Raw genomic sequence first — 24,853 nt, forward strand, 5'->3', positions numbered from 1 at the left:
CGTTGGACATAAGAGATGTAGGAAAAGTATTAAATGCTATCGGAGAAAAAACAGTGTATGTAGATGGTCGTTTAGAGCAAGTCCCTTCTCCCTATGAAGACTATTATTTATTAAAAGAGGAGAAGGGGAAGTGGGAGTATGGTGTGTTCAAGCGTTACATGAAGAACACCCCTTACTTTCAAAAAGAAAAAACATTTGATACAAGAGAAGAAGGCAGTCGTTTCTTTTTTTTAGATCGACTCTCCAGTTATTATTCTTTAACAGTAGTACATCCTTTGCTTGCACGTAAAGATTTACACATCTATGATGACACGTTTGATGTTTCAAAGTTGAGGTATGCACTATCGGTTGCTGGTGTTTCTAAAGACCTTTTTTATGTAGATCAAAAACCAAGTCATCGTGCAGTTGTATTAGAATCGAAAGGAACGGATTGTATTATTTCTTTTTTTGGTACCAGTGGGAATAAGGTTTCTTCTTCTCTCCCTTTGGAGTTACATCGCGCTCTTTTCTTCACATTTCAGAGTGTAGTGAAGCTACATTTGTTTGAAACAGAAGTATCAATGTTTCTTAAACAAGAGAATGTGGCTGTGACATTTACAGATGAGGAGATTGATTTCTTTATTAGTTGATTTCATATCATCTTTTATGGGCGAGCTACAATTTTTGCTGCCAATCTTTTTCCTCGTAACCTCTCTTATATGTATAGTAAAAAGAGAACATAGCTTGAAGTCATAAGTAGTAGAGGTGGCCTTACAATGGAAGTCACAATCGAGCAAGCTGGATCACTCTTAAATCAAGCTGGTTATCGCGTAACAGTCGTAAACAAACATTTAAAGCAGGTTGTTCCTCCTTATGAAGGTTATGAGGAAGTAAAAAAAGACGGCGAGAAGTGGGTGTATAGGAGGGTGTTTGTGGAACGGACAAATACCCCTTACACACAGACAATGAAAGAGTTTGTAACAGAGGAGGAGGCTGCGACTTATTACTTTTTAAGGAGCTTATCTTCTCATTACAATCATACCATTGTCACTCCTTTCAAATTGAAGCATAAAATTGATTTTCACCAAGATATATCTGATGTAACCTTGTTATGCAAATCTTTACAAGCAGCAGGTGTTCCTAAGAATAGATTTTACTTTAATAAATCTCCCGTTGGTACCTGCATGCATTTGAGTCAGATAAATGACAGTGAATGGAAGAAATCTCTGGTTTCTGACGGGAGAGTTGTGATAAGTTTGATGCCGTTTGATGATTTTGCATGGGGTGTATTTGCAGTATTTATTGATACGTTTTTGTTGCATTTATTTCTAACAGAAGTGCCAAAGCTCCTTCAAAGCGAGGGTATCACAGAACAGCTTACAGATGAAGAGATGAGTATTTTTATGTTTGGATGAGGCTGTAAGGTGTAATTTCCACAAGTATTTCCTGCCGTTAAGTAGCTAATATCTTCAATGGCAGGAAATATTCCCCCGAATAAGGCATCTTGTGGCGCCGGAGCGGTGACAAGAAGTGCAATGTCAGGTTCGAGAAGGTCGGGCGGCGCAGTAAAAGATGTGAAGTCAGGTTCCGGAAGCAACGGTTCAGTGAACAGCGTGAAAGCAGGCTCGAAAAGCGCTGGGACAGCGAATAATGTAACAGGAACGAAAAGCTCGGGATCAGTGAATAGCGTGAAATCAGGATCTCAAAGTTCTGGGGCAGTGAAAGACGTAAAGTCGGGTTCAGGAAGCGCTAGCTCCGGGACAGTAAATGATGTAAAGGGAACAGGGAAACCGACTGATAAGGTCGTCAATGGAATCAGTGCAGCAGATCGGGCCAAACTTGACGGATGGGCATACCGTCCAAGCGACGAGATGTACTTAAAGTACAAGAAAACGTTTGATAATCCGAAGTACTATGATCAAAAAACGGGTGATATACAGTGGCCGCCGAATGATGGATTTAAAGGGAAGCGTGTGGAAATGATTATGGAGCCAGGAGCGGTGATTGATAGATATGGAGAGCCAGGAACAGGAAAATATTTATCTCCAGCTGGGACGCCATATGAACAACGGGCACTCGCATTGCATAGTGATAGTGCAAATTATTATCAGTATAGGGTCAAAAAACCATTTGAAGTGGAGAGTGGGGAGATTGCACCATGGTTTGATAGGCCTGGTGGTGGAACCCAGTATTATACACAGAATGTGACGATAAAGGGTGAAAATGGAAGAATCATTACTAATCCTACTGTCGAAGACTTGATTAGAGAGAAATATATTGAAGTTATTGATTAATATTACAGAGGTGTCCTTACAATGAAAATCACAATCGAACAAGCTGGATCACTCTTAAATCAAGCAGGTTATCGTGTAACAGTCGTAAACAAACATTTAAAGCAGGTTGTTCCTCCTTATGAAGGTTATGAGGAAGTAAAAAAAGACGGAGAGAAATGGGTATATAGGAGGGTATTTGTAGAACGGACAAATACCCCTTACACACAGACAATGAAAGAATTTGTAACAGAGGAGGAAGCTGCGACTTATTACTTGTTAAAGAGTTTATCTTCGCACTACCGTAATACGGTCATTACGCCTTTAAAGTTGAATCATAACATTGATTTCGATCCAGATGTTGCTGATGTGGATATGCTATATCAATCTTTACAAACAGCAGGTATTCCTAAGAGCACACTGTATTTTAATCAACCCCCTCGTGGTACTTGTATGCATCTAAGTCAAGTAAATGATAGCGAATGGATCTTATCTTTGGTATCCAAAGGAAAGATAGTGAAAAGCTCTGTTCCGATCGATGATCTTCCATGGGGGCTATTTTCAACATTTAATAGAACTTTTTTGTTGCATTTATTCCTAACAGAAGTGCCCAAACTTCTTCAAAGCGAGGGTATCACAGAACAGCTTACAGATGAAGAGATGAGTATCTTTATATTTGGATGAGGCAGTAAGGTATATTGCTTCCTGTCATTGACAAGTCATTCAATGACAGGAAACATCCCTAAAGCAAAGTATTTTAATTGAGGAGTCTGATCATCTTGGAATTTAAACTAGTTGCGGATTTACTGAATTTAGCAGGCGCAAAAACATCATATACGATTGATCGGTTAGAGCAAGTACCTTTTCCTTATGAGAATTATGCTTTGCTAAAGAAAGACGGCGATAAGTGGGTGTATGGATTTTTTGTACAAGAGAGAACGAATAATCCTTATATGTCAGTAAGAGAAACTTTTGATACAAAAGAAGAAGGAAGTAGATATTTCTTCTTAAAACAACTTTCGACTCACTTCTTTAATAGTGTTATCACTACATTCAGGCTCAAACACATCGGTTCAACGCCAGAAACCGTGGAAGACTTGTATAAATCTCTACAAATGGCGGATATTTCGCATAGAACATTTTGTGTAGACGATACGCCTTATCATACATGTGTGCATTTAAAGAAGGTAAATTCCAACGAAAGCATTTTATCTTTGGTGTCGCAAGGGAAAACAATCAAGTCTTCTATCCCGCTAGACGATTATCCATGGGCGGTACGGCTCGCGTTTCGTTCTACATTTTTGTTGCATTTGTTCCAAACAGAAGTACCGAAATTACTTCAAAGTGAAGGGTTTATTGAAACGTTCACAGATGAGGAAATGGCAACGTTTGTGTGGTGATCGGCATTTTCTGCTGTCACTGGATTATCCAGTGACAGCAGTTCCCTAAAAAGAAACCTTCCCCCGTAACCTCTCGTATATATAGTAAAAGGAGATGAACATAGATGGAGCCTAAAGAAGCCACATTAAAACCAGGAACATTTGTAGATAGACTTGGTGGTCCAGAGGGGATGTTTTTGTACCCACGCGACACACCGATTGAACAGCGGTCACTACCGCCGCATGTTTTGGTGTTCCCTTATTATTGTTATGAAGTCCTTCGTCCATTTGAAGTGGTTAGTGGTGAAACTGCACCGTGGTTCGATCAACCGGGTGGAGGAACGCAGCATATGACCAAATATACAAAAATGGTTGATCCTAGAACGGGTAAAAGTATTACTCCCACAGCTAGAGATTTAGTGCGTCTAGGGTACCTACGACTGGTCGAATTTAAGGAGGGCGCTCATAGTGAAAATGCAAGAAGTTGAACAATTATTGAATGCGACTGGAAAGCATACAGAGTGCAGAGATGGTCGGCTGATGACCGTTCCTCTACAGCAAGAAAATTATTATTTGTTGTTGGAGGGTGACGGCGGCGAGTGGGTTTACTGCCTCGCTGTACAAGATCGAACCAATCAACCATACATGGAAAATGTAGAAGTTTTCTCAACTGTAGAAGAGGGAAGCAGGTTCTTCTTTCTAAAGCAACTCGCAGAGCAGTCTTTCGAACAAATGGTTGTGGCGTTCAGTCTTGAAAATAAAGATTTAAACATTGGAGCTCAAACGTTTAATAAACAGCAATTAGAACAAGCATTCTCGACACTAGGAATGCCTGCAGGTATATTTTATGATGATGAGAAGCCAAACGGACGCGGAATTGTGCTTGAAAAGAGTGAGGGCGACTATGTTGTATCTTTTTATGGAAGAGATGGACAAAAGGTGCATTCGACCTTGCCAGTCACATTAGACTTAGCTTGCTTTTTTGCTTTCCAACAAACGTGCTTGCTTTATTTGTTTGAGAAGGCAGTGCCCGATTTATTGAAGCGAGAGAATATAGATGTGACTTTTACGGATGAAGATGTGAAGCATTTTATTTTTTAAGACGAACCCTTGGTGCCATTGACAACGACATCAAGGGTTTATACATATGCAAGATCATGCAGGAGCGCCATGACAAAAATACTTGATGCAAAAGAAGCAATCAGCATTTTAGATGAAGTCATCAAAAGAAGAGAAGACGCAGACAAGACATTCCAAACGATGGAAACGCAAGTGCGGCGTGTGATCATGGTTGGCACATTTAGCGGTGATGGTCCAGAAGCAATTCGAAACCATTTTAAATAAGTGCAACTACCAACGATACGTTCATTCCGAGGCTTTTTCAACGTATTCACAAAAGCCGTGAAACAAATGAAAAAGAACATCTTGAGCTTTGAGTCCTCGGACGCACTCGTCCGGTGAGATTTTTGGTGATACAAGTGCCAAAGGGACTCGATCGTCTGATGTTATCGACAAACCAGTCGATTTCTAATGTCAATAAAATCGCCGCATCAATCCAAGACATCATTAACATTGGAAGTTTGAACGGAACAGCGATGACAATAGATATTAAAGAAGCAAAACGACATGCCCAACAAGTGCATCAAAAATTAAGCAGCCTTGACAAAACAAACACAGCAATCATGAAAGCAGTAGAAGCACACCTGAACTCGCTCGGAAGCACTGTCAAGAAAGCAGAGAGATGGGCAAGCGCTGGCCCCGTCATGCCACCTATTTACGTGAGACAAGCACAAGCCCACTTTGAAGAGAATACGCTTCATGAACTCGCACCGAAGTCTGCCGTGGAGGTTGAGGAAGGTGAGAGTTGTACAAAAGAAGAATTAGACAGCATAGAAGATATGTCATGGTGGGATCACGTGAAATATGGCTTTAGTAAGTCAATGGACAGCTTCGTAGAAATAGGTAATTCAATTTGGGATGGCGTGGAAGACAGATCAGAAAAAGCATTTGATTCGTTTTATGACTATGGAAACCATGTCACATTTGGTCTATTTGATGCAGGTGTTAGCATGTGGGATGGGGCGCAGATGCGTTATAATGAATTTATAGACGATCCGAACGTGTTCACTTTCGTTAATTATGCCTCAATAGGCACCTATGATATGTTCGTTGGTACTGTGAATCCAGATGATCCCTATTCAACTGATCACTGGCTAAGTAGTGCAGGGTTAGCCGGATCTTTGGCAGGTGGTGCTGGATTAGCTACACGCGGTGCAGTGAGTGCCTTGAAACCGGGGGCGCGAAATTCTGGATCAGTGAACAGTGTGAAGGGCGCTGGAAAGTCAGCTGATAATAGGGGTGTTGATGATATAAGATTTTCCAATCATCCTCACGGTTCTCCGTATGCGGGAGCTAAACAAGGATCTCAATTTTTAAAAGACCTAGGTCTTCCAAGGCAACTAAGAAAAGATATAATGGAGTCATTTGATGTTAGAACGATACGAATGGATGTTGCTAGCGATAACTCCTACGGTCTCAGGTTTTATGGAGGTCCTGCAAAACCAAATGGACCATATCTGTTTGAAACGTTTGGTCCTGATATTAACCGTGCAAATTTGGCTTTGCCTCCTAATTGGAATAGTATGACAGGGATACAACAATGGCAGATACAACCAGGTACCACAATCCTTAAAGGAAACGCGGCGGGTCAAAAGAATTTCGGCTTCCAATATGTAGGTGGAGCCAAGCAAATCTGGGTTCCTAATCCTTGGGAAAACTTAAAAGAAATTAAGAGATAAGGTGTGATACATTATGAGTAAAAATAACAGTAAGAACGTTTCCTCACAAGCAATGGATAATAGAAAAACGGCAGTGAAGATGCTAATAGATGATGTTGTCAGTGATTTAGAACAAGAGATTGAGTTGCACAAAAAAGGGACAGGAACGGACGCTTCTATTCCTGTGCTATCAGAAATTCTAGGAGAGTTAAATCAAATGAAAGCTGCAATGTCTCCTGGGAAGTACTTGCCTACGTACAATTACATCATTAGAGACTCGTGGGGTATGTTTCCTCGATTGGGCGAGAAGCTATTGAAGGTATCCCATGAGTACAAAGAAAAACTGGGTTGAAAAACTGATAGATAAGGTATTGTAAAAAATCAAGACGTTTTGAAGAAGTTCTATGAACTGAGACAGGTAGAAAAGATTAAGGGCGAAGTAAAGCGATGAAAAGTCCAGCAAACTTTCAGCCTTCTTTCCCACGGGTGACCGTTGACTCTTGGGATTATAATGAGTATCTGTGCAAATCGTTACTTCTATATCAAGAATACAATGAATTGGAATCGAAATAAGCACTCGCCCCTGGTGTCATTATGTTTTGATGGGTATAGGGGCTGTTTTCTTTTTCAGGTGGATTCGGAGTAACTACACAAGCCAACATCAATCCGAAACGCCGCTGATAGCTGGTTAAATGGCTTACAGCTAGCCGGATTTACAACAGGTGGCGCCGGAGCGGTGACAAGAAGTGCGATGTCAGGATCGAGAAGATCGGGCGGCGCAGTAAAAGATGTGAAGTCAGGCGCTGGAAGCAACGGTTCAGTGAACAGCGTGAAATCAGTCTCGAAAAGTTCAGGGACAACGAATAATGTGTCAGGAACGAAAAGCTCGGGATCAGTGAATAGCGCGAAATCAGGATCTCAAAGTTCTGGGGCAGTGAAAGACGTAAAGTCGGGTTCAGGAAGCGCTAGCTCCGGGACAGTAAATGATGTGAAGGGAACAGGGAAACCGACTGATAAGGTCGTCAATGGGATTAGTGCAGCAGATCGGGCCAAACTTGACGGATGGGCATACCGTCCAAGCGACGAGATGTACTTAAAGTACAAGAAAACGTTTGATAATCCGAAGTACTATGATCAAAAAACTGGCGATATACAGTGGCCGCCGAATGATGGATTTAAAGGGAAGCGTGTGAAGACAACTATGGAGCCAGGAGCGGTGATTGATAGGTATGGGGAGCCGGAAACAGGACGATATTTATCTCCAGCAGGCACACCGTATGAACAAAGAGCTTTAGCATTGCATAGTGATAGTGCCTCATATCGCCAATATAGAGTTAAAAGACCGTTTCAAGTAGAAAGTGGAGAGATTGCACCTTGGTTTGATCGGCCCGGTGGAGGGACCCAATATTATACTGGGAATAGCCCGAAGGTACCTCATCCAGATACAGGGAAGCTTTATGAGCCTACAGTGAAAAATCTAGAGCTTCTCGGTTATATTGAGGAAATTAAATAGAGGGGTGTGTTTGTAGTGAAATTGATAGAGGCAGCACAATTATTGAATGCAGTAGGCCGAAAAACGGTATGCCATGGAAGGAAATTAGAGCAAGTAGTAGAACCCTATGAGAGTTATTACTTATTAAAAGAGGAAGAGGGAAAGTGGATTTATGGCTTGTTTATTCAAGAGAAGACGAATAAACCGTATTTAACAGACATAGAAACTTTGGCAACTGAAGAAGAGGGAAGCAAATTCTTTTTGTTGAAACAACTTTCCCGTCATTATTTTGATACTGTGATTAAGACTTTTCTTTCTCGTAAAGATTTATACATCTATGATGACACGTTTGACATTCCGCGGTTGAGGTATGCACTATCAGTTGCTGGTGTTCCTAAAGATCTTTTTTATGTAGTGGATGGGTTACACTTAACTGGACAATAATGATGAGGGGTAGCGAGATAGGAATCCAGTTTTAGGGGATATCATCCAAAAAACTAGGAAACTTCAAACGAAGCGACTTTACATTGAGTTCGGGCATGTTAGGCTAGTGGTGTAGCCAATGCTTCACCATAGCTTGGCACTTGGCGAGAAAAACATGCCCGTGGAGGCTCAATGTCAAGTTGCGCCGGTCTCGCACTTTCTCAAACCCTACCAGTTAAGGAGATGATCATGGATGGAAAAACGTCCAAGAAGACAGTTTACTGCTGAATTTAAGGCACAAATGGTCCAGCTATATCACAATGGGAAACCACGAGCAGAAATTGTTCGAGACTATGAACTCACACCATCTTCCCTAGATAAATGGATTAAACAAAGCAAGACATCAGGTTCCTTCAAAGAAAAGGATAATCGCAGCCCTGAAGAAGTCGAGCTGATTGAGTTACGTAAGAGAAATAAGTATCTTGAGATGGAGAATGACATTTTAAAGCAAGCCGCGCTGATACTAGGACGCAAGTAGATGTGATCAAGCAAAATTGTCACAAATATTCAGTTTCAGCAATGTGTCGCGTCCTACAACTCCCAAGAAGCACATACTACTATGTGTCAAAAGAACGACCAGCTGAAGACCCAATCACCGCTCGTGTCGTCGATATTTTTCACGATAATCGTCGTACTTATGGTACAAGAAGGATGAAGGCCGCCTTACAAAAAGAAGGCATTCGAGTCTCACGCCGTCGCATCGCACGAATGATGCGTGAACAGGGGTTGGTTTCCATTTACACAATCACCAACTACAAGCCACAGCGTACTCCTTGTAATGAAGATAACGTGGCAAATGAGTTGAATCGTGAGTTTGATCAACAAGAAGAAAAGAAAGTCATTGTCAGCGATTTAACCTATGTACGTGTCGGGAATCAGTTTCATTACATGTGCGTGTTAGTCGATCTATTCAATCGTGAAATCATTGGGTCAAGTTGTGGACGCAAGAAAGACGCAGCACTTGTGGCAAAAGCATTTGCATCTATTTCAGGTGACTTACGCAAACTACGATTATTTCATACAGATCGGGGATCAGAGTTTAAGAACAAACTAATCGATCAAACGCTTCATACGTTCGGCATCGAGCGCTCTTTGAGCATGAAAGGATGTCCATATGATAATGCCGTTGCAGAAGCGACATTCAAGACGATTAAGACCGAATTTGTCAGGCAATATGTGTTTGAGACGCTGGGTGACCTCGATAGAGAGCAGCGAGATTATGTCCATTGGTTTAACACAAAACGTTTACACAGTACACTTGGATATAACAGTCCGATTGAGTACAAGATAGCCCTCTAAAAATTTGTCCAATTTAGTGTTGCCATTCCAGTAGATCGGAAACCAAGCCACTGTGCGATTGTGTTAGAGACAAATGGAAACCACTATATCATTTCTTTTTATGGACAAAACGGGAAGAAAGTTTCTTCTTCTCTTCCGTTGGAGTTGCGTGAGGCTCTTTTCTTTGTATTTCAGAAAGTAGTGAAGTTGTATTTGTTTGAAACAGAAGTATTAGCTTTACTAAAAAAAGAAAATATCAATGTAATGTTTTCTGATGAAGATGTAAATTGTTTTCTTTCTATATTGTAGGAGGATCTGGATGTTATATATTGGATAAGTGACTTGCTGGGAGAGTGAGATATACTAGAACACTGCTTCGGAGGCAAAATAAATGAAGATTACAATCGAGCAGGCAGGGGTACTTTTGAATCGAGCGGGCTATCGTGTGACGGTTTTCAATAAACATTTGAAACAGGAAGTTGGCCCTTATGAAAATTACGAGGAAGTAAAAAAAAGACGGAGAGAAATGGGTATATAGGAGGGTATTTGTAGAACGGACAAATACCCCTTACACACAGACAATGCAAGAATTTGTAACGGAGGAAGACGCAGCGACTTATTACTTGTTAAGGAAGTTATCTTCGCACTATCGTAATACGGTCATTAGGCCTTTCGAGTTGAATCATAACATTGATTTTGATCCAAATGTTGCTGATGTGGATATGCTATATCAGTCTTTACAAACGGCAGGTATTCCTAAGAGCACACTGTATTTTAATCAACCCCCTCGTGGTACTTGTATGCATCTAAGTCAAGTAAATGATAGCGAATGGATCTTATCTTTGGTATCCAAAGGAAAGATAGTGAAAAGCTCTGTTCCGATCGACAACTTTCCGTGGAGCCTATCGGTGACGTTTGACAGAACTTTTTCGTTGCATTTATTTCTAACAGAAGTTCCCAAACTTCTTCAAAGTGAAGGCATCACAGAACAGCTTACAGATGAAGAGATGAGTATCTTTATATTTGGATGAGGCTGTAGAGTATATTTCACCCTGTCATTGACAAGTCATTCAATGACAGGAAACATCCCTAAAGCAAAGTATTTTAATTGAGGAGTCTGATCATCTTGGAATTTAAACTAGTTGCGGATTTACTGAATATAGCAGGCGCAAAAACATCATATACAATTGATCGGTTAGAGGAAGTGCCTTTTCCTTATGATGACTATGATCTACTAAAAGAGGAAGATGGAAAATGGGCTTATGGTGTATTTAGGCAATATATGAAGAATCAACCATACTTGGAAAAGAAGAAGATCTTTGATACGAAGGAAGAAGGGAGTCAATTCTTTTTCTTAGAAAGACTTTCTAGCCACTATTCGTTGACAGTAGTGCACCCTTTACTTGCGCGTCAAGAGTTACAGATTTATGACGCCACATTTGACATACCAAAGTTGAGACATGCGCTATCAGTAGCTGGAGCTTCTCAAGATCTTTTTTATGTAGACGAGGAACCAGACCATCGGGCGATTGTGCTGGAAACAAAAGAAGAAGACTACTCTATTGCTTTTTATGGGGAGAGAGGAGAGAAAATTTTTTCACATATTCCGGGCTCTATTATAGTACATGCTGATGCTACTGCCGAAGAAATAGAGAAGAAATTTGCTGAGGCTCCTCCACTGGAGTTGCGTGAAGCCCTTTTCTTTGTGTTTCAGAAAGTAGTAAAGCTACATTTGTTTGAAACAGAAGTGTTAGCTTTGCTTAAAGGAGGAAATGTGAACGTGACATTTACCGATAAAGACGTTGAACGTTTCATTAGTTGATAAACATATGCTTGTTGTCATTGGGATATCGACTTATCCAGTGACAGCACTTCCCTAAAAAAAGAAACCTTCCCCCGTAACCTCTCGTATATATATAGTAAAAGGAGATGAACATAGATGGAGCCTAAAGAAGCCACATTAAAACCAGGAACATTTGTAGATAGACTTGGTGGTCCAGAGGGAATGTTTTTGTATCCACAAGACACACCGATTGAACAGCGGTCACTCCCGCCGCATGTTTTGGTGTTCCCTTATTATTGTTATGAAGTCCTTCGTCCATTTGAAGTGGTTAGTGCTGAAATTGCACCGTGGTTCGATCAACCGGGTGGAGGAACGCAGCATATGACCAAATATACGAAAATCGTTGATCCTAGAACGGGTAAAAGTATCACTCCCACAGCTAGAGATTTAGTACGTCTAGGTTACCTACGACTGGTCGAATTTAAGGAGGGCGCTCACAGTGAAAATGCAAGAAGTTGAACAATTATTGAATGCGACCGGGAAGCATACAGAATGCAGAGACGGTCGGCTGATGACCGTTCCGTTACCATATGAAAATCATTATATATTACTAGAAAACGACGGTAAGTGGGTGTATGGGCTTGCTGTACAAGATCGAACCAACCAACCGTACATAGAGTGACCCGGTCAAGCAAAATTGTAACACCGCCTAGAAAAAATAAGTTGTCCTCATTGGAAGAGCGCCTGCCATCATTCGGAAATGAAACGGGCAGATTTCCATGTAAAAATTCCAGTAAATCATTCGAAGTTCAACCCGAGCGATTTTACATGGAGAGGCGGGCGTGTTAGCCTGGTGCGGTGTAGCCAAGCCTTATTTTAGCTTGGATCTTGGCGGGGAACACATGCCCGTAGAGGCTCCATGTCAAAGCGCGATGCAACTGCTCACACCCCCTTCGAGGGACGTGCAGTCATTCCTCAAGTTAGTTAACAAGCCTGAACTTCCATAGGCGTTTTACCTCCAAGCGAACTGTGAGGACGGATATGATGATAATATCGGAAAATATAGTCCTCGATGAGCCATTTTAAATGACGTGTGTTTCTAATCACAAAATGATTTAGGTGTTCATTTTTCATTTTGCCGAAAAAAGATTCCATCGGTGCGTTGTCATAAGGGCATCCGGCGCGACTCATGCTTTGTATGACACCGTTTTGCTTACAAAACTCAGTGAAAGCTTTAGAGGTGAACTGGACTCCTTGATCACTGTGTAAGATCAATCCTTTTTTAGGCGCATGTTTCTGCAGTGCTTCTTGTAACGTTTCAATTGCAAGGTCAGCGGTGATATGTGAATCCGTCTTTGTGGCGACAATGCTACGATTGCTCAAATCCAAAATGGAACAGTTATAACGGACTTGTCCGTTCGCTAAATGAAGGTACGTAAAGTCAGTGCACCACCGTTGATCCGTATGAGCAACGACAAAATTTCTGTTTAAAAGGTTCGGAAAGACGCTGTGCTTCTTCCCTTTCACATAAGGCGGCTTTCGCTTATATGCAATAGAACGCAGCCCTAGTTCTTTCATGTACTTGTGCACAGTAAGTAGGCTACATGTGTATCCCTCATGAGCCAGCCTTTTATGGATCATACGGTAGCCCATTTTCCCGCCATAACGGTGGAAAATGTCTTTAATACACGCACTGATCGCCGCTTTTCTTTCTTGTTGTTTTGCTCGTCGTTTCTTTCTGTGATTGTAGTAGGCATTGGGTGATAGTCGGAAACGTCGTAGTAGCCATCGCACACCAAATTCCTTGGCATTTTCGTCGATGAATTGATAAATTAGTTCTCGCTTTCCTTCGCAAAGAATGCTGCCGCCTTTTTTAAGAAGAGGTTTTCCTTTTCTAGTTCCTCATTTTGTTTTTCTAATTGTGCTAGTCGGTCATATACGCTTTTTGCACGTTCTTCATCAATTTGATTGGATTCATTGCATTCTTTGCGGTATTGCTTCACCCAATGATTGAGGGTCCCATGCCCCAAACCATATTCTTTTGCTAAACTTCCCATGCTTCGTCCCTCTTCAAGGTGCATCCGGACGAGTTTTTCCTTGAAGATTGCGTCATAATGTTTTTTACTCATTTTGTAACACCACTTTCTGTTGGTTTGATTATACATCTTTTCCTCATGTGGTGTTACAACTTCACTATATCATGTCAGAGAACATAGAAGTTTTCTCAACTGTAGAAGAGGGAAGCAGGTTCTTCTTTCTGAAACAACTCGCAGAGCAGTCTTTCGAGCAAATGGTTGAGGCGTTCAGCCTTGAAAATAAAGATTTAAACATTGGAGCTCAAACGTTTAATAAACAGCAATTAGAACAAGCATTCTCGACACTAGGAATGCCTGCAGGTATATTTTATGATGATGAGAAGCCAAACGGACGCGGAATTGTGCTTGAAAAGAGTGAGGGCGACTATGTTGTATCTTTTTATGGAAGAGATGGACAAAAGGTGCATTCGACCTTGCCAGTCACATTAGACTTAGCTTGCTTTTTTGCTTTCCAACAAACGTGCTTGCTTTATTTGTTTGAGAAGGCAGTGCCCGATTTATTGAAGCGAGAGAATATAGATGTGACTTTTACGGATGAAGATGTGAAGCATTTTATTTTTTAAGACGAACCCTTGGTGCCATTGACAACGACATCAAGGGTTTATACATATGCAAGATCATGCAGGAGCGCCATGACAAAAATACTTGATGCAAAAGAAGCAATCAGCATTTTAGATGAAGTCATCAAAAGAAGAGAAGACGCAGACAAGACATTCCAAACGATGGAAACGCAAGTGCGGCGTGTGATCATGGTTGGCACATTTAGCGGTGATGGTCCAGAAGCAATTCGAAACCATTTTAAATAAGTGCAACTACCAACGATACGTTCATTCCGAGGCTTTTTCAACGTATTCACAAAAGCCGTGAAACAAATGAAAAAGAACATCTTGAGCTTTGAGTCCTCGGACGCACTCGTCCGGTGAGATTTTTGGTGATACAAGTGCCAAAGGGACTCGATCGTCTGATGTTATCGACAAACCAGTCGATTTCTAATGTCAATAAAATTGCCGCATCAATCCAAGACATCATTAACATTGGAAGTTTGAACGGAACAGCGATGACAATGGATATTAAAGAAGCAAAACGACATGCCCAACAAGTGCACCAGAAATTAAGCAGCCTTGACAAAACAAACACAGCAATCATGAAAGCGGTAGAAGCACACTTGAACTCGCTCGGAAGCACTGTTAAGAAAGCAGAGAGATGGTCAAGCGCTGGTCCCGTCATGCCACCTATTTACGTGAGACAAGCACAAGCCCATTTTGAAGAGCATACTCTTCATGAACTCGCACCGAAGTCTGCCGTGGAGGTTGAGGAAGGTGAGAGTTGTACAAAAGAAGAATTAGACAGCATAGAAGATATGTCATGGTGGGATCACGTGAAATATGGCTTTAGTAAGTCAATGGACAGCTTCGTAGAAATAGGTAATTCAATTTGGGATGGCGTGGAAGACAGATCAGAAAAAGCATTTGATTCGTTTTATGACTATGGAAACCATGTCACATTTGGTCTATTTGATGCAGGTGTTAGCATGTGGGATGGGGCGCAGATGCGTTATAATGAATTTATAGACGATCCGAACGTGTTCACTTTCGTTAATTATGCCTCAATAGGCACCTATGATATGTTCGTTGGTACTGTGAATCCAGATGATCCCTATTCAACTGATCACTGGCTAAGTAGTGCAGGGTTAGCCGGATCTTTGGCAGGTGGTGCTGGATTAGCTACACGCGGTGCAGTGAGTGCCTTGAAACAGGGGGCGCGAAATTCTGGATCAGTGAACAGTGTGAAGTCAGGTTCGAGAAGCCCCAGACCAGCAAAGGGTGCGTCGGCAGGTGCGGTCATTTCTGGCGCAGCATCAAATGCATTTAGATCAATTCGAAACGCCGCTGATAACTGGTTAAACGGTTTGCAGCTAGCTGGGTTTACAACAGGTGGCGCCGCAGCGGTGACAAGAAGTGCGATGTCAGGATCGAGAAGATCGGGCGGCGCAGTAAAAGATGTGAAGTCAGGCGCTGGAAGCAATAGTTCAGTGAACAGCGTGAAATCAGGCTCGAAAAGCGCTGGGACAGCGAATAATGTGTCAGGAACGAAAAGCTCGGGATCAGTGAATAGCGCGAAATCAGGCTCGAAAAGCGCTGGGACAGCGAATAATGTAACAGGAACGAAAAGCTCGGGATCAGTGAACAGCGTGAAATCAGGCTCGAAAAGCGCTGGGACAGCGAATAATGTAACAGGAACGAAAAGCTCGGGATCAGTGAATAGCGCGAAATCAGGATCTCAAAGTTCTGGGGCAGTGAAAGACGTAAAGTCGGGTTCAGGAAGCTCTAGCTCTAGGACAGTAAATGATGTGAAGGAAACTGGGAAATCGGCTGATAAAGCTGTCAATGAAATTAGTGCGGCAGATCAGACCAAGCTTGATTCGTGAGATTTTAAGCCTCTAAGTGACGATCATTACTTAACGAATAAGAGCGTTTTTGATGATCCAAAATACTACAATCAAAAAAATGGAGCTATTGAATGGCCTCCAAAGGATGGTGCGAAAGGGCCTATTACTAAAGCAGAATTGCCGCCAGGAACGGTGATTGACCGCTACGGGAGTACAGACGGAACCTTTTTCTCTCCTGAGGGAACGCCGTATGAGCAACGTTCACTAGCTTTGCATAGTGATGGGGCGCCTTATCACAAATATAAAGTTGTGAAACCTTTACCTGTTGAACAAAGCGAAATTGCACCATGGTTTGGACGTCCAGGTGGTGGAACGCAATTTAATACTGCAAACCTTAGTAAGGACTTTAAATTGACTGACCCGAATACAGGGGAGCTTTTGAAGCCATCTGTAAAGAATTTGCTGAGAGAGGGTTATATTGTAAAAATCGATTAGAGAGGAAGATTTAAATGAATATTACACGTAACCAAGTGTCTATGCTTCTGGATAAGGTTGGATGCAAAACGATTGTTTCAGCAAACTCTATCAAGGTAGAAGAAATGCCGTATGAAAACTACCATGAATTACGAAAAGAAAATGGGAAGTGGTTGTATGGGTTAGTCTATGCAGAACGGACTAATTCCCCCTACCTGGACGTCGAGAAAGAATTTGTAAGTGAAAATGAGGCTACCACTTATTTCTTGCTCGACATGCTTTCTTATCATTATGTTAACAAAAAAATTACTTCTTTTGAGAAACAACATCCAGAGTTTGAACGTGGTACAAGCTCATTTACCGTACAGGAACTGTATAAAGCTTTACAGCTTGCTGGTATTCCAAAAGATACATTTTGTGTTGATGGCTTCCCTAAGCATACGTGCATCCATTTAAAGAAAGTAAATGATGCTGAATATGTTTTGGCGATACTATCTAACGGGAAAGAGGTTTACTCTACAATCCCACTTGATTTAGAGTGGGCGCTCTCTTTGGCGTTTCTTCGGACATTTCTGTTGCATTTATTTCAGACAGAAGTGCCAAAGCTACTTCAAAGTGAGGGAATCACTGAAACGTTTACAGATAAGGAAATGGCGATATTTTCTTTTGGAGTAAAGTAAATCAGTTGTTCCCTGCCGTTACTATATGTTGATCAGTGTATAACAATAAACGAACTCTTGTTGTCGTTATGCGGATAAGGGGCTGCCGCTGAATCAAGCAGTAACAGTTCTTCCTTTAAAAGAAACCTTCCCTCGTAACCTCTCGTAACGGAGGAAGCTGCGACTTATTACTTTTTAAGGAGCTTATCTTCTCATTACAATCATACAATTGTCACTCCTTTCAAATTGAAGCATAAAATCGATTTTCACCAAGATATATCTGATGTAACCTTGTTATGCAAATCTTTACAAGAAGCAGGTGTTCCTAAGAATAGATTTTATTTTAATCAATCTCCCGTTGGTACCTGCATGCATTTGAGTCAGATAAATGACAGTGAATGGAAGAAATCTCTGGTTTCTGACGGGAGAGTTGTGATAAGTCTGATGCCGTTTGATGATTTTGCATGGGGTGTATTTGCAGTATTTATTGATACGTTTTTGTTGCATTTATTCCTAACAGAGGTGCCTAAACTCCTTCAAAGCGAGGGTATCACAGAACAGCTTACAGATGAAGAGATGAGTATTTTTATATTTGGGTAAGGCTGAGTATATTTCTCCCTGTCATTGAATGACTATTTTCAATGACAGGGTGCATTACCGAAGAAAGTATTCGAATCGAGGAGTCTGATCATCTTGGAATTTAAATTAGTTGCCGATTTGCTGAATTTCGCGGGAACCAAAACAGCATATACGACTGATCGGTTAGAGCAAGTGCCTTTTCCTTATGAAAATTATTATTTGTTGAAGAAAGATGGTAATAAGTGGGCGTATGGATTGTTCATACAGGAGCGCACGAATAATCCTTATTTATCAAATGTGAAAATCTTTGATACAAAAGAAGAAGGAAGTAGACATTTCTTCTTAAAACGCCTTGAAAGCCATTATTTTACTATTATTATCCAACCTTTGCTGTCAAGGAAAGAGTTACAGATTTATGACGACACATTTGACATACCAAAGTTGAAGCATGCGCTGTCAGTTGCTGGTGTGTCTGACGATCTTTTTTATGTAGATGAAGAGCCTGATCATCGAGCGATTGTGCTGGAAACAAAAGGAGAGGACTATTCTATTGCTTTCTATGGGGAGAAAGGAGAGAAAATCTCCTCATACGTCCCTCGTTATATCATGGTACATTCTGACGCTACTCCTGATGAAGTAAAGGAAAAAATTGCCGCTGCTCCCCCGTTGGAATTGCGTGAAGCGCTTTTCTTTGTATTTCAGAAAGTAGTAAAGTTACACTTGTTTGAGACAAGAGTATCAGCTTTACTAGAGAAAAATTTATGTCCATCCTGGATAAATTACGACACAAAAGCAGGAAGGATGATTTTTAGGTCGTGGAAAGCGTTGATGTGTTTTTTTCGTGGGAAAGAGAATGTAGTTGTAACGTTTACTGATGAGGACTTAGATTGTTTTCTTACCATTTTAGGATAATCTGTTGAGGTTTGAATGAATTATTGTGAGAATGCCCCGAACAAGCCACGTACTTTTTGAAAAACTCTGTTGTCATTGAATCAACAGTTCCCTAAAAAAAGAAACCTTCCCCCGTAACCTCTCGTATATATAGCAAAAGGAGATGAACGTAGATGGATGCTGAAAAAACGATATTAAAGCCAGGTACGCTGGTAGACAGGTACGGCAGTCCAGAGGGCATGTTTTTGTACCCGGAGGATATAGCGATTGAACAGCGGTCATTGCCGCCGCATAGTTTAGAGGCGCCGTATTTTTGTTATGAAGTCCTTCGTCCATTTGAAGTGGTGAGCGGTACAATTGAACCGTGGTTCGGTCAACCAGGTGGCGGGACGCAACATGTTATGATGGATATGAAAATGGTTGATCCTAAGACAGGAAAAACAATCACACCGACAGTGAGACATTTAGTGCGTCTAGGGTACTTACGACTGGTCGAATTTAAGGAGGGCGCCCACAGTGAAAATGCAAGAAGTTGAACAATTATTGAATGCGACCGGGAAGCATACAGAGTGCAGAGATGGTCGGCTCATGACCTTTCCTTTACATTATGAAAATTATTATTTGTTGTTGGAGGGCGATGGGGGCGAGTGGGTTTACTGCCTCGCTGTACAGGACCGAACCAACCAACCGTACATGGAAAATGTAGAAGTTTTCTCAACTGTAGAAGAGGGAAGCAGGTTCTTCTTTCTGAAACAACTTGCAGAGCAGTCTTTCGAGCAAATGGTTGTGGCGTTCAGCCTTGAAAATAAAGATTTAAACATTGGCACTCAAACATTTAACAAAAAGCAATTAGAACAAGCTTTCTCGACACTAGGCATGCCTGCAGGTATATTTTATGATGATGAGAAGCCAAACGGACGCGGAATTGTGCTTGAAAAGAGTGAGGGCGACTATGTTGTATCTTTTTATGGAAGAGATGGACAAAAGGTACATTCGACCTTGCCAGTCACATTAGACTTAGCTTGCTTTTTTGCTTTCCAACAAACGTGCTTGCTTTATTTGTTTGAGAAGGCAGTACCCGATTTATTGGCGCGAGAGAATATCAATGTGACTTTTACTGATGAAGATGTGAAGCATTTTATTAGTTAATAAGTGAGCCATTGTGGTTCATGACGTATTTAGGTAAAGATGAAGTAGAGTGTCTCGAAAGCACAAGTTCATTTGAATTTAGAAGGAATGCCAAAAAGCGGCAGGGATTATATGATCCTGTCGCTGTGCATCCACAATATTGCACATCTCCTTTTGAGAGGTTAAGGGGTTATTTGTCTTTTAATTCTTTGTAGGTGTTTAAAAATGGTTGGTGATACTTCTCTTCCGCTTGTTTTCTTGCTGTTGCAGCTTCTTCAAGAGTATCAAAAGTGCCTAAAGGGATTGTTTTTCCTTTGATAGTGATTCGGGCAATATATTTTGTGGATTTCTTGTACTGTTTAATTGAAACACCTTTTACACCCGATCTGTTATCCGTTCTGGTTTTAGTTGTCAAAGTACAAATGCGTGCCCCGACTTCTTTTTCATGTTTCTTGTTTGTTTCGACAAGTCTTTTCCCATGTTCTTGATACAGATCTTTTGGTAAACAGCCACACGATCTTGTTGCTCCCAAGATTAATGCTGTTCGTTCGATTTCAACAATGTTTTTGCATTCGCATTGACATTCCCAATGCCTACGTCTGCCTTGTTTGTTTCTTCTTTCGGATCGTTTTATAGCAGTCAGACGACCAAATTGCATGCCTGTTAAGTCATGTACTCGTCTCTCTCCTGCATCTTTTAATAAACAGCCGCATGACCGTGTTTTACCACTTTTCAAGGATTGTGTATCTGTTGTTCTTTTTCCACCGCATTCACAATGACATGTCCAATAGTGGCGGCGCTTGTTAGGGCGATCAGGTGCTTTTTTGATCACAGTTAGCCGGCCAAACTTTTTGCCTATCAAATCCATAATAATCGTTCTCCTTTTCACGTTAGTCGGTAGGTTAGTATTGGTACCGCGCACGTGGAGTGAGGAATCACAAGTTTTTCCACTAAAAATATTTTAACGTACAGTGTGATGGAGCGCAATCATGTTTTTGAAACCCCAAAAAACAACACCCCTAAATCATCTTAATATTTTAATATTAAATACCAATAAGTTTATCAAAAAACTATTGAAACTACATAGTATAAAACGTATAATGAAGTAGGAAATATCGTATCATTTCGCTAAAAAATACATAGGCTGTGTCAGTCTTTGTAAAGAATGGAGAGGAGAATCAAGATGAAACGTTTCTTTGTTGCGCTTATTGTAATGTTATTTGCGCTCAGCGGCGTACTGTTCGAGGGAGGACAGGCGCGGGCAGAGCAAGAGAAGCCATTTGATCCAAATGATTTCTCTACTTATGGAACCGGTTTAAAAGATTCGCCTCCGACGAAAGACATGGAACCTTATGTTCCAGAACAAGCATTTGTAACGGAAGAGGAATTAAAGAAGCGTGCCTTTTCTCAAGACGGAAATGGCATCCAGGTGTTGCCTTCAGAAGTAGACCTTCGTCCTTATTTTGCGCCGGTGCGTAGCCAAGGTCCGTTTGGTACTTGTGTTGCGTTTGCGACGACGGGCTTACGAGAGTACTATATTGGAAGAGCGACAGAGGCAAGAGGGAGCGATATTACGCATTTGTCGCCAGGTTTCATTTACTATCCAAGTGGTCCAGACGACGGGATGCACTTCTACACGGCATTTGACATTTTGAGAACGTACGGTGTGCCGCCAGAAAGTGAGCGTCCGTTTGATTTGAATCGTGACAACACAGACCAGTTCCAGCAGCCACATACGCCAGTACAACGGGAAAATGCATTGCCATACAGAATCAATGGCTTCCGGTATATCTCTGGTCGTACGATGGTAGATCAGATTAAACAAGCGGTTGCAAATGGCAATCCTGTTATGGCAGCAATTAATGTTTATCCAAACTTTGACGCTACACCGAAGTCTGGCATTACACCGCCAGTCGAAGAAAGAAAATCTCGTGGTGGACATGCAGTTGTGGTCACAGGTTATGATGAGGAGAACGAGTGGTTTATTGTCCGTAATAGTTGGGGAACAGGTTTTGGTGATGGCGGCTATGCGTACATTAAATATGATATTTTAAGAGACTTAAGCAGCGGCTATTCTTATGTGGCTGATGTGCGTACGCGTCATTATCCACCACAAGGAGTAAATGTGTCTACGTATCACGTTGATTCTGATTACGCGATGCTTTCGGTATCGGCTATGAATGTGGATCAGTTTGAATTATACCGTGATGGCGAGCTCGTGGGCACATTCCGGAATAGAACGGTGATCAACACAGGTCTTGAACCGGACAAAGAGTACACTTATCATGTTGTTGCCAAAAATGGTTATGGGAAGACGAGAAGCATGAACATTCCGATTCGCACAATTGTAGTAGAAGAAACCCCTGTACTCGAAGAAGCAAGCTAAAACTGGGTCACAGTGAGCGTCTATCTCTAAGGAGATGGGCGCTTTTTATTTGATTTGGGATCGCTATTTAAAAAAAATATTTACAAATCTTTTAGTAGACTTCACTTTAATTTAACTGAAAATTAACACATGTAGGTGCACAATGGATGAAAGGGGGCGATTGTGTGAGAAGAGTCATCAAGCTACTTGTTTGTGTGTTCATATTGTCGGTTTTTTCGTCTGTCTCTGCTGCTCAGGAACGTATTTACCCAGAGGATTTCAAAATACTGACCCATAACGTGTATTTTCTTCCGCGTAGCTTATTTCCTAACTGGGGGCAGCTAGAGCGGGCAGATTTGATCGCGGACGCACACTACATGGACGGTCATGACGTGATTATTTTTAGTGAGCTGTTTGACAATGGCGCTTCTAACCGATTGCTCAACAACATCTCAAATCAATATTCAGACCAAACACCAGTGTTAGGACGCGGTCGATCAGGTTGGGATGATACCCGCGGTAGCTATTCATCGCTTACGCCAGAAGATGGCGGTGTATCGATTGTGAGTAAGTGGCCCATTTTGGAAAAGATCCAGTACGTTTATAAGGAAGCTTGTGGGTCGGATTGGTACGCAAATAAGGGGTTTGTTTACGTAAAGATTGAAAAGCAAGGGCAAATGTATCATGTCATTGGCACGCACATGCAATCTGAAGATGAGGGATGCGCCACTGGCGAGGCGCGGTCCGTGCGACGTTCTCAAATGCAAGAAATAAGCGATTTTATCGCGGAAAAAGACATCCCTATAGAAGAGGCACTGTGGATTGGTGGCGATTTAAATGTGGTCAAGTCATCTTCTGAATATACGGAGATGCTCTCTCAACTTAATGTGACTGCGCCACGTGAATACACAGGTTTTTCTTCTACGTGGGATCCAGCGACAAATGGGATTGCACAGTACAATTATCCAGGTGGTGAATCCGAGCATTTAGATTATATTTTAGTGGAAAAGGACCATGCACAGCCACGAAACTGGCAAAATCAATCCTTGTACGTAAAATCACCTTGGTGGACTGTCACGTCTTGGTTTAAGAAATACACGTATAACGACTACTCTGACCATTATCCAGTCGCCGGTTTTTCTAAGGAATTTTGACTTGTGTAAGTGTCATAGTGTGGGATGACAACGTCTTGCGTACAGATCTTGGAAAAAATATCTTTTTCGACGTGAATAGTGTGATATTTTTTCACAAAGAGACAGCATCTTTCTTTCAACATCGGTATGATAGATAGAAAAGCTTGTTGTCTTAGAATAGATGAGTGAGGGTGACCTCATTCCATTCTAGGATAGGAAGAAAAGTCCGATGGGCGATGGAGGGATGTGTAGATGAGGCATTATGAACTCTATTTACTCGATCAAGCAGTTGCTGCATCATATTTAGGGCAAGAAGCAACATTGTTTCAACTTTTTGAGGAGTTTTCTCATGCGTCAGCGAATGAGCGGGTGCAATTAGAAAAACAGATCCATTATATTACAAGACCTATCCCGAAGTTGGCATTGGATGAAACGATCAGTCGATATTGTTATGAGATTGATGAAGGGGTATATACGACGTACGTACAGAGAGGGCGTGCACATCGTTGCCAACTGAAAATAAAAGAGAGGGTCGTATTCGTCTCTGCTGAGGGAGATACATACACAGAGACGGTTATGTTTGACTTATTAAAGAGTGTGGATGGTTTGTTCTTTGCTGTGAATGTGAGGGAAGGAAGATTTGGTTGGTTGCAACCACTTGCGAAAGAACGCGTGTATTAGGCGCGTTTTTCTTTTTGTGCCTTTTAAAACATGCCATTTTAAGGTATAATAGATGAGATTCTATTATGTACATAGGAACAATGGTTGAAGGAGGCAAGAAAGATGTGGATCCATATTATTGGTTATACGCTTGCGGTAATTGCGGGGGTCGCAATCGGTTTCTTTGTAGCACGGAAGACAATGATGTCTTATTTGAAAAAGAATCCACCGATTAATGAACAAATGTTACGCGTAATGATGATGCAAATGGGGCAAAACCCGTCGCAAAAGAAAATCAATCAGATGATGAAGGCCATGCAAAAGCAACAGTCGAAATAAAACAATCCCTCGTCTGACCATTAAGGCGAGGGATTGTTTTGTGTGCGGTCGAGCAAATGTTCGTAAGGCGTTAGATCAATGTTTTTCTCATTTAATTTTTTGATGAGAAATTTGTGATCACGCTTGGGGGTTGCGATAATGTAACCACGAATGATTGTGTCCAAAGTGAGGGTCGTGGCTTTTTCTTTTAAAGCGAGCTCACTAATCTTCCCGGCAATTTTTTCTTTCGCGACATCACGGAAGAGCTGTGGGACAGGTTCTACAAGCTCATTTAAAAGGGTGCGCTGTTCATCTTGCCACAGAGGTAATGCTTGTTGAATATAATATTCTTGCCAGTCTAACGTTGATTTTCCGTCTGCTTTAGGGAGGCGTTTTAAAAACTTGCGGAACATAAAGAAACCACCGATTAACATGAGTCCGAGTAAGATGAATGCCCATAAAATAATAAATCGCATAAACCATGAGCCAGGCATGATGTTCTCCCCCCCTTAGGATAAAATTTTGCTTAGATTATGTAGGATGTTCAGAGGCGTACGAAGAAAAAGCTGCCTTTTTTCACTTTACCATAAAACGGTTGGGAAGGCTACTGACGCTAGGAAACTGAAAATGTTGCTGTTTTTTCGGATTTTTCCTTTCCGCATCGGCTGTTTGTTTGATACAGTATCATTATAGAGAAAAAAGCTCAAAGGAGACTGGTAT

The 24,853-nt window shown here is 41.5% G+C and carries 33 protein-coding genes; 30 read left to right on the top strand and 3 right to left on the bottom strand.

Annotation, left to right across the window (positions count from 1 at the left end):
* Positions 1–2: 2 nt before the first annotated feature.
* The 18 genes from NSQ26_RS04680 (at position 3) to NSQ26_RS04765 (ending at position 12,123) form a co-directional block, all read left to right on the top strand.
* Positions 3–629, top strand: coding sequence for a hypothetical protein (locus NSQ26_RS04680; protein WP_499719410.1), 627 nt, complete (start codon positions 3–5; stop codon positions 627–629).
* 126 nt (positions 630–755) lie between these two features.
* The gene (locus tag NSQ26_RS04685; RefSeq protein WP_499719412.1) at positions 756–1,394 is read left to right on the top strand and encodes a hypothetical protein; all 639 of its coding nucleotides are present in this window, start codon (positions 756–758) and stop codon (positions 1,392–1,394) included.
* Positions 1,395–1,451: 57 nt separating this feature from the next.
* A complete protein-coding gene (locus NSQ26_RS04690; RefSeq protein WP_499719413.1) occupies positions 1,452–2,273 on the top strand; it encodes a TNT domain-containing protein in 822 nt (273 codons plus the stop codon).
* A gap of 21 nt (positions 2,274–2,294) precedes the next feature.
* Positions 2,295–2,933: a hypothetical protein gene (locus NSQ26_RS04695; RefSeq protein WP_499719414.1), complete on the top strand. Its 639-nt coding sequence runs from the start codon at positions 2,295–2,297 to the stop codon at positions 2,931–2,933.
* Between the two features lie 95 nt (positions 2,934–3,028).
* Entirely contained in the window at positions 3,029–3,649 is a 621-nt protein-coding gene (locus tag NSQ26_RS04700; protein WP_499719415.1) for a hypothetical protein, read from the top strand.
* Between the two features lie 104 nt (positions 3,650–3,753).
* Positions 3,754–4,116 carry a TNT domain-containing protein gene (locus NSQ26_RS04705; protein WP_499719417.1) on the top strand — a complete coding sequence of 121 codons (363 nt, stop codon included), beginning with the start codon at positions 3,754–3,756 and terminating at the stop codon, positions 4,114–4,116.
* Positions 4,097–4,729 (top strand): hypothetical protein, encoded by a 633-nt coding sequence (locus tag NSQ26_RS04710; RefSeq protein ID WP_499719418.1) that lies wholly within the window; start codon positions 4,097–4,099, stop codon positions 4,727–4,729. Before NSQ26_RS04705 ends, NSQ26_RS04710 begins: the two co-directional genes overlap by 20 nt.
* A 69-nt stretch (positions 4,730–4,798) precedes the next feature.
* Positions 4,799–4,972 (top strand): T7SS effector LXG polymorphic toxin, encoded by a 174-nt coding sequence (locus NSQ26_RS04715; protein ID WP_499719387.1) that lies wholly within the window; start codon positions 4,799–4,801, stop codon positions 4,970–4,972.
* Between the two features lie 113 nt (positions 4,973–5,085).
* Positions 5,086–6,426: a T7SS effector LXG polymorphic toxin gene (locus tag NSQ26_RS04720; protein ID WP_499719420.1), complete on the top strand. Its 1,341-nt coding sequence runs from the start codon at positions 5,086–5,088 to the stop codon at positions 6,424–6,426.
* Positions 6,427–6,439: 13 nt separating this feature from the next.
* Positions 6,440–6,757 carry a hypothetical protein gene (locus NSQ26_RS04725; RefSeq protein WP_499719421.1) on the top strand — a complete coding sequence of 106 codons (318 nt, stop codon included), beginning with the start codon at positions 6,440–6,442 and terminating at the stop codon, positions 6,755–6,757.
* A gap of 384 nt (positions 6,758–7,141) precedes the next feature.
* On the top strand, positions 7,142–7,918 hold the full coding sequence (locus NSQ26_RS04730) for a TNT domain-containing protein (protein ID WP_499719423.1): 777 nt from the start codon (positions 7,142–7,144) through the stop codon (positions 7,916–7,918).
* A gap of 15 nt (positions 7,919–7,933) precedes the next feature.
* Entirely contained in the window at positions 7,934–8,341 is a 408-nt protein-coding gene (locus NSQ26_RS04735; RefSeq protein ID WP_499719425.1) for a hypothetical protein, read from the top strand.
* A 232-nt stretch (positions 8,342–8,573) separates the two neighbouring features.
* A protein-coding gene (locus NSQ26_RS04740; RefSeq protein ID WP_499718015.1) for an IS3 family transposase occupies positions 8,574–9,679 on the top strand; the annotation gives its coding sequence in 2 pieces (ribosomal slippage) (positions 8,574–8,823 and positions 8,823–9,679; 1,107 coding nt in all).
* Positions 9,680–10,049: 370 nt separating this feature from the next.
* The gene (locus tag NSQ26_RS04745; protein ID WP_499719426.1) at positions 10,050–10,196 is read left to right on the top strand and encodes a hypothetical protein; all 147 of its coding nucleotides are present in this window, start codon (positions 10,050–10,052) and stop codon (positions 10,194–10,196) included.
* Between the two features lie 139 nt (positions 10,197–10,335).
* Positions 10,336–10,689: a hypothetical protein gene (locus tag NSQ26_RS04750; protein WP_499719428.1), complete on the top strand. Its 354-nt coding sequence runs from the start codon at positions 10,336–10,338 to the stop codon at positions 10,687–10,689.
* A 95-nt stretch (positions 10,690–10,784) separates the two neighbouring features.
* Positions 10,785–11,480: a hypothetical protein gene (locus NSQ26_RS04755; RefSeq protein WP_499719430.1), complete on the top strand. Its 696-nt coding sequence runs from the start codon at positions 10,785–10,787 to the stop codon at positions 11,478–11,480.
* 117 nt (positions 11,481–11,597) lie between these two features.
* Positions 11,598–11,960, top strand: a complete 363-nt coding sequence (locus NSQ26_RS04760) for a TNT domain-containing protein (protein ID WP_499719384.1) — start codon at positions 11,598–11,600, stop codon at positions 11,958–11,960.
* Positions 11,941–12,123 (top strand): hypothetical protein, encoded by a 183-nt coding sequence (locus NSQ26_RS04765; protein WP_499719431.1) that lies wholly within the window; start codon positions 11,941–11,943, stop codon positions 12,121–12,123. Before NSQ26_RS04760 ends, NSQ26_RS04765 begins: the two co-directional genes overlap by 20 nt.
* A 302-nt stretch (positions 12,124–12,425) precedes the next feature.
* Here NSQ26_RS04765 and NSQ26_RS04770 read toward each other — a convergent pair.
* Positions 12,426–13,606 (bottom strand): IS3 family transposase gene (locus tag NSQ26_RS04770; protein ID WP_499718308.1). Its coding sequence is split into 2 segments (ribosomal slippage): positions 12,426–13,303 and positions 13,303–13,606, totalling 1,182 coding nucleotides; the frame shifts between segments, so codons are not numbered across the junction.
* Between the two features lie 35 nt (positions 13,607–13,641).
* Here NSQ26_RS04770 and NSQ26_RS04775 point away from each other — a divergent pair.
* The 8 genes from NSQ26_RS04775 (at position 13,642) to NSQ26_RS04810 (ending at position 19,678) form a co-directional block, all read left to right on the top strand.
* Complete coding sequence (locus NSQ26_RS04775) at positions 13,642–14,100, top strand: hypothetical protein (protein ID WP_499719432.1); 459 nt, start codon at positions 13,642–13,644, stop codon at positions 14,098–14,100.
* Positions 14,101–14,169: 69 nt separating this feature from the next.
* Positions 14,170–14,343 carry a T7SS effector LXG polymorphic toxin gene (locus NSQ26_RS04780; RefSeq protein ID WP_499719387.1) on the top strand — a complete coding sequence of 58 codons (174 nt, stop codon included), beginning with the start codon at positions 14,170–14,172 and terminating at the stop codon, positions 14,341–14,343.
* Positions 14,344–14,456: 113 nt separating this feature from the next.
* Positions 14,457–15,965, top strand: coding sequence for a T7SS effector LXG polymorphic toxin (locus tag NSQ26_RS04785; RefSeq protein ID WP_499719433.1), 1,509 nt, complete (start codon positions 14,457–14,459; stop codon positions 15,963–15,965).
* 138 nt (positions 15,966–16,103) lie between these two features.
* Positions 16,104–16,421, top strand: a complete 318-nt coding sequence (locus tag NSQ26_RS04790) for a TNT domain-containing protein (protein WP_499719434.1) — start codon at positions 16,104–16,106, stop codon at positions 16,419–16,421.
* A gap of 14 nt (positions 16,422–16,435) precedes the next feature.
* Positions 16,436–17,080 (top strand): hypothetical protein, encoded by a 645-nt coding sequence (locus NSQ26_RS04795; RefSeq protein ID WP_499719436.1) that lies wholly within the window; start codon positions 16,436–16,438, stop codon positions 17,078–17,080.
* Positions 17,081–17,752: 672 nt separating this feature from the next.
* Complete coding sequence (locus NSQ26_RS04800; protein WP_499719437.1) at positions 17,753–18,550, top strand: hypothetical protein; 798 nt, start codon at positions 17,753–17,755, stop codon at positions 18,548–18,550.
* Positions 18,551–18,702: 152 nt separating this feature from the next.
* The gene (locus tag NSQ26_RS04805; protein WP_499719439.1) at positions 18,703–19,065 is read left to right on the top strand and encodes a TNT domain-containing protein; all 363 of its coding nucleotides are present in this window, start codon (positions 18,703–18,705) and stop codon (positions 19,063–19,065) included.
* Positions 19,046–19,678: a hypothetical protein gene (locus NSQ26_RS04810; protein WP_499719441.1), complete on the top strand. Its 633-nt coding sequence runs from the start codon at positions 19,046–19,048 to the stop codon at positions 19,676–19,678. Before NSQ26_RS04805 ends, NSQ26_RS04810 begins: the two co-directional genes overlap by 20 nt.
* A gap of 169 nt (positions 19,679–19,847) precedes the next feature.
* On the opposite strand, the gene NSQ26_RS04815 is transcribed toward NSQ26_RS04810, so the two are convergent.
* Entirely contained in the window at positions 19,848–20,525 is a 678-nt protein-coding gene (locus tag NSQ26_RS04815) for an AP2/ERF family transcription factor (RefSeq protein ID WP_499719443.1), read from the bottom strand.
* A 315-nt stretch (positions 20,526–20,840) separates the two neighbouring features.
* On the opposite strand from NSQ26_RS04815, the gene NSQ26_RS04820 reads away from it, so the two are divergent.
* From NSQ26_RS04820 to NSQ26_RS04835, 4 genes are all read left to right on the top strand, one after another.
* On the top strand, positions 20,841–22,043 hold the full coding sequence (locus NSQ26_RS04820; protein ID WP_499719444.1) for a C1 family peptidase: 1,203 nt from the start codon (positions 20,841–20,843) through the stop codon (positions 22,041–22,043).
* Between the two features lie 146 nt (positions 22,044–22,189).
* Complete coding sequence (gene sph, locus NSQ26_RS04825) at positions 22,190–23,176, top strand: sphingomyelin phosphodiesterase (RefSeq protein ID WP_499719445.1); 987 nt, start codon at positions 22,190–22,192, stop codon at positions 23,174–23,176.
* Between the two features lie 231 nt (positions 23,177–23,407).
* On the top strand, positions 23,408–23,836 hold the full coding sequence (gene sirA, locus NSQ26_RS04830) for a sporulation inhibitor of replication protein SirA (RefSeq protein ID WP_090775088.1): 429 nt from the start codon (positions 23,408–23,410) through the stop codon (positions 23,834–23,836).
* A gap of 102 nt (positions 23,837–23,938) precedes the next feature.
* Positions 23,939–24,154 (top strand): YneF family protein, encoded by a 216-nt coding sequence (locus NSQ26_RS04835; protein ID WP_090775087.1) that lies wholly within the window; start codon positions 23,939–23,941, stop codon positions 24,152–24,154.
* Positions 24,155–24,174: 20 nt separating this feature from the next.
* On the opposite strand, the gene NSQ26_RS04840 is transcribed toward NSQ26_RS04835, so the two are convergent.
* Positions 24,175–24,627 carry a DUF2621 domain-containing protein gene (locus NSQ26_RS04840; RefSeq protein ID WP_090775086.1) on the bottom strand — a complete coding sequence of 151 codons (453 nt, stop codon included), beginning with the start codon at positions 24,625–24,627 and terminating at the stop codon, positions 24,175–24,177.
* Between the last annotated feature and the right edge of the window lie 226 nt (positions 24,628–24,853).

This window comes from Bacillus sp. FSL W7-1360 (assembly GCF_038592975.1).
GTDB lineage: Bacteria > Bacillota > Bacilli > Bacillales > Bacillaceae_D > Shouchella > Shouchella lonarensis.

Excerpts from the sequence above, each read along its gene's own strand:
- NSQ26_RS04685 (WP_499719412.1), top strand. The coding sequence starts at position 756 with ATGGAAGTCACAATCGAGCAAGCTGGATCACTCTTAAATCAAGCTGGT.
- NSQ26_RS04690 (WP_499719413.1), top strand. The coding sequence starts at position 1,452 with ATGGCAGGAAATATTCCCCCGAATAAGGCATCTTGTGGCGCCGGAGCG.
- NSQ26_RS04695 (WP_499719414.1), top strand. The coding sequence starts at position 2,295 with ATGAAAATCACAATCGAACAAGCTGGATCACTCTTAAATCAAGCAGGT.
- NSQ26_RS04705 (WP_499719417.1), top strand. The coding sequence starts at position 3,754 with ATGGAGCCTAAAGAAGCCACATTAAAACCAGGAACATTTGTAGATAGA.
- NSQ26_RS04715 (WP_499719387.1), top strand. The coding sequence starts at position 4,799 with ATGACAAAAATACTTGATGCAAAAGAAGCAATCAGCATTTTAGATGAA.
- NSQ26_RS04725 (WP_499719421.1), top strand. The coding sequence starts at position 6,440 with ATGAGTAAAAATAACAGTAAGAACGTTTCCTCACAAGCAATGGATAAT.
- NSQ26_RS04745 (WP_499719426.1), top strand. The coding sequence starts at position 10,050 with ATGAAGATTACAATCGAGCAGGCAGGGGTACTTTTGAATCGAGCGGGC.
- NSQ26_RS04760 (WP_499719384.1), top strand. The coding sequence starts at position 11,598 with ATGGAGCCTAAAGAAGCCACATTAAAACCAGGAACATTTGTAGATAGA.
- NSQ26_RS04775 (WP_499719432.1), top strand. The coding sequence starts at position 13,642 with ATGTCAGAGAACATAGAAGTTTTCTCAACTGTAGAAGAGGGAAGCAGG.
- NSQ26_RS04780 (WP_499719387.1), top strand. The coding sequence starts at position 14,170 with ATGACAAAAATACTTGATGCAAAAGAAGCAATCAGCATTTTAGATGAA.
- NSQ26_RS04795 (WP_499719436.1), top strand. The coding sequence starts at position 16,436 with ATGAATATTACACGTAACCAAGTGTCTATGCTTCTGGATAAGGTTGGA.
- NSQ26_RS04805 (WP_499719439.1), top strand. The coding sequence starts at position 18,703 with ATGGATGCTGAAAAAACGATATTAAAGCCAGGTACGCTGGTAGACAGG.
- NSQ26_RS04815 (WP_499719443.1), bottom strand. The coding sequence starts at position 20,525 with ATGGATTTGATAGGCAAAAAGTTTGGCCGGCTAACTGTGATCAAAAAA.
- NSQ26_RS04820 (WP_499719444.1), top strand. The coding sequence starts at position 20,841 with ATGAAACGTTTCTTTGTTGCGCTTATTGTAATGTTATTTGCGCTCAGC.
- sph (WP_499719445.1), top strand. The coding sequence starts at position 22,190 with ATGAAAGGGGGCGATTGTGTGAGAAGAGTCATCAAGCTACTTGTTTGT.
- sirA (WP_090775088.1), top strand. The coding sequence starts at position 23,408 with ATGAGGCATTATGAACTCTATTTACTCGATCAAGCAGTTGCTGCATCA.
- NSQ26_RS04835 (WP_090775087.1), top strand. The coding sequence starts at position 23,939 with ATGTGGATCCATATTATTGGTTATACGCTTGCGGTAATTGCGGGGGTC.
- NSQ26_RS04840 (WP_090775086.1), bottom strand. The coding sequence starts at position 24,627 with ATGCCTGGCTCATGGTTTATGCGATTTATTATTTTATGGGCATTCATC.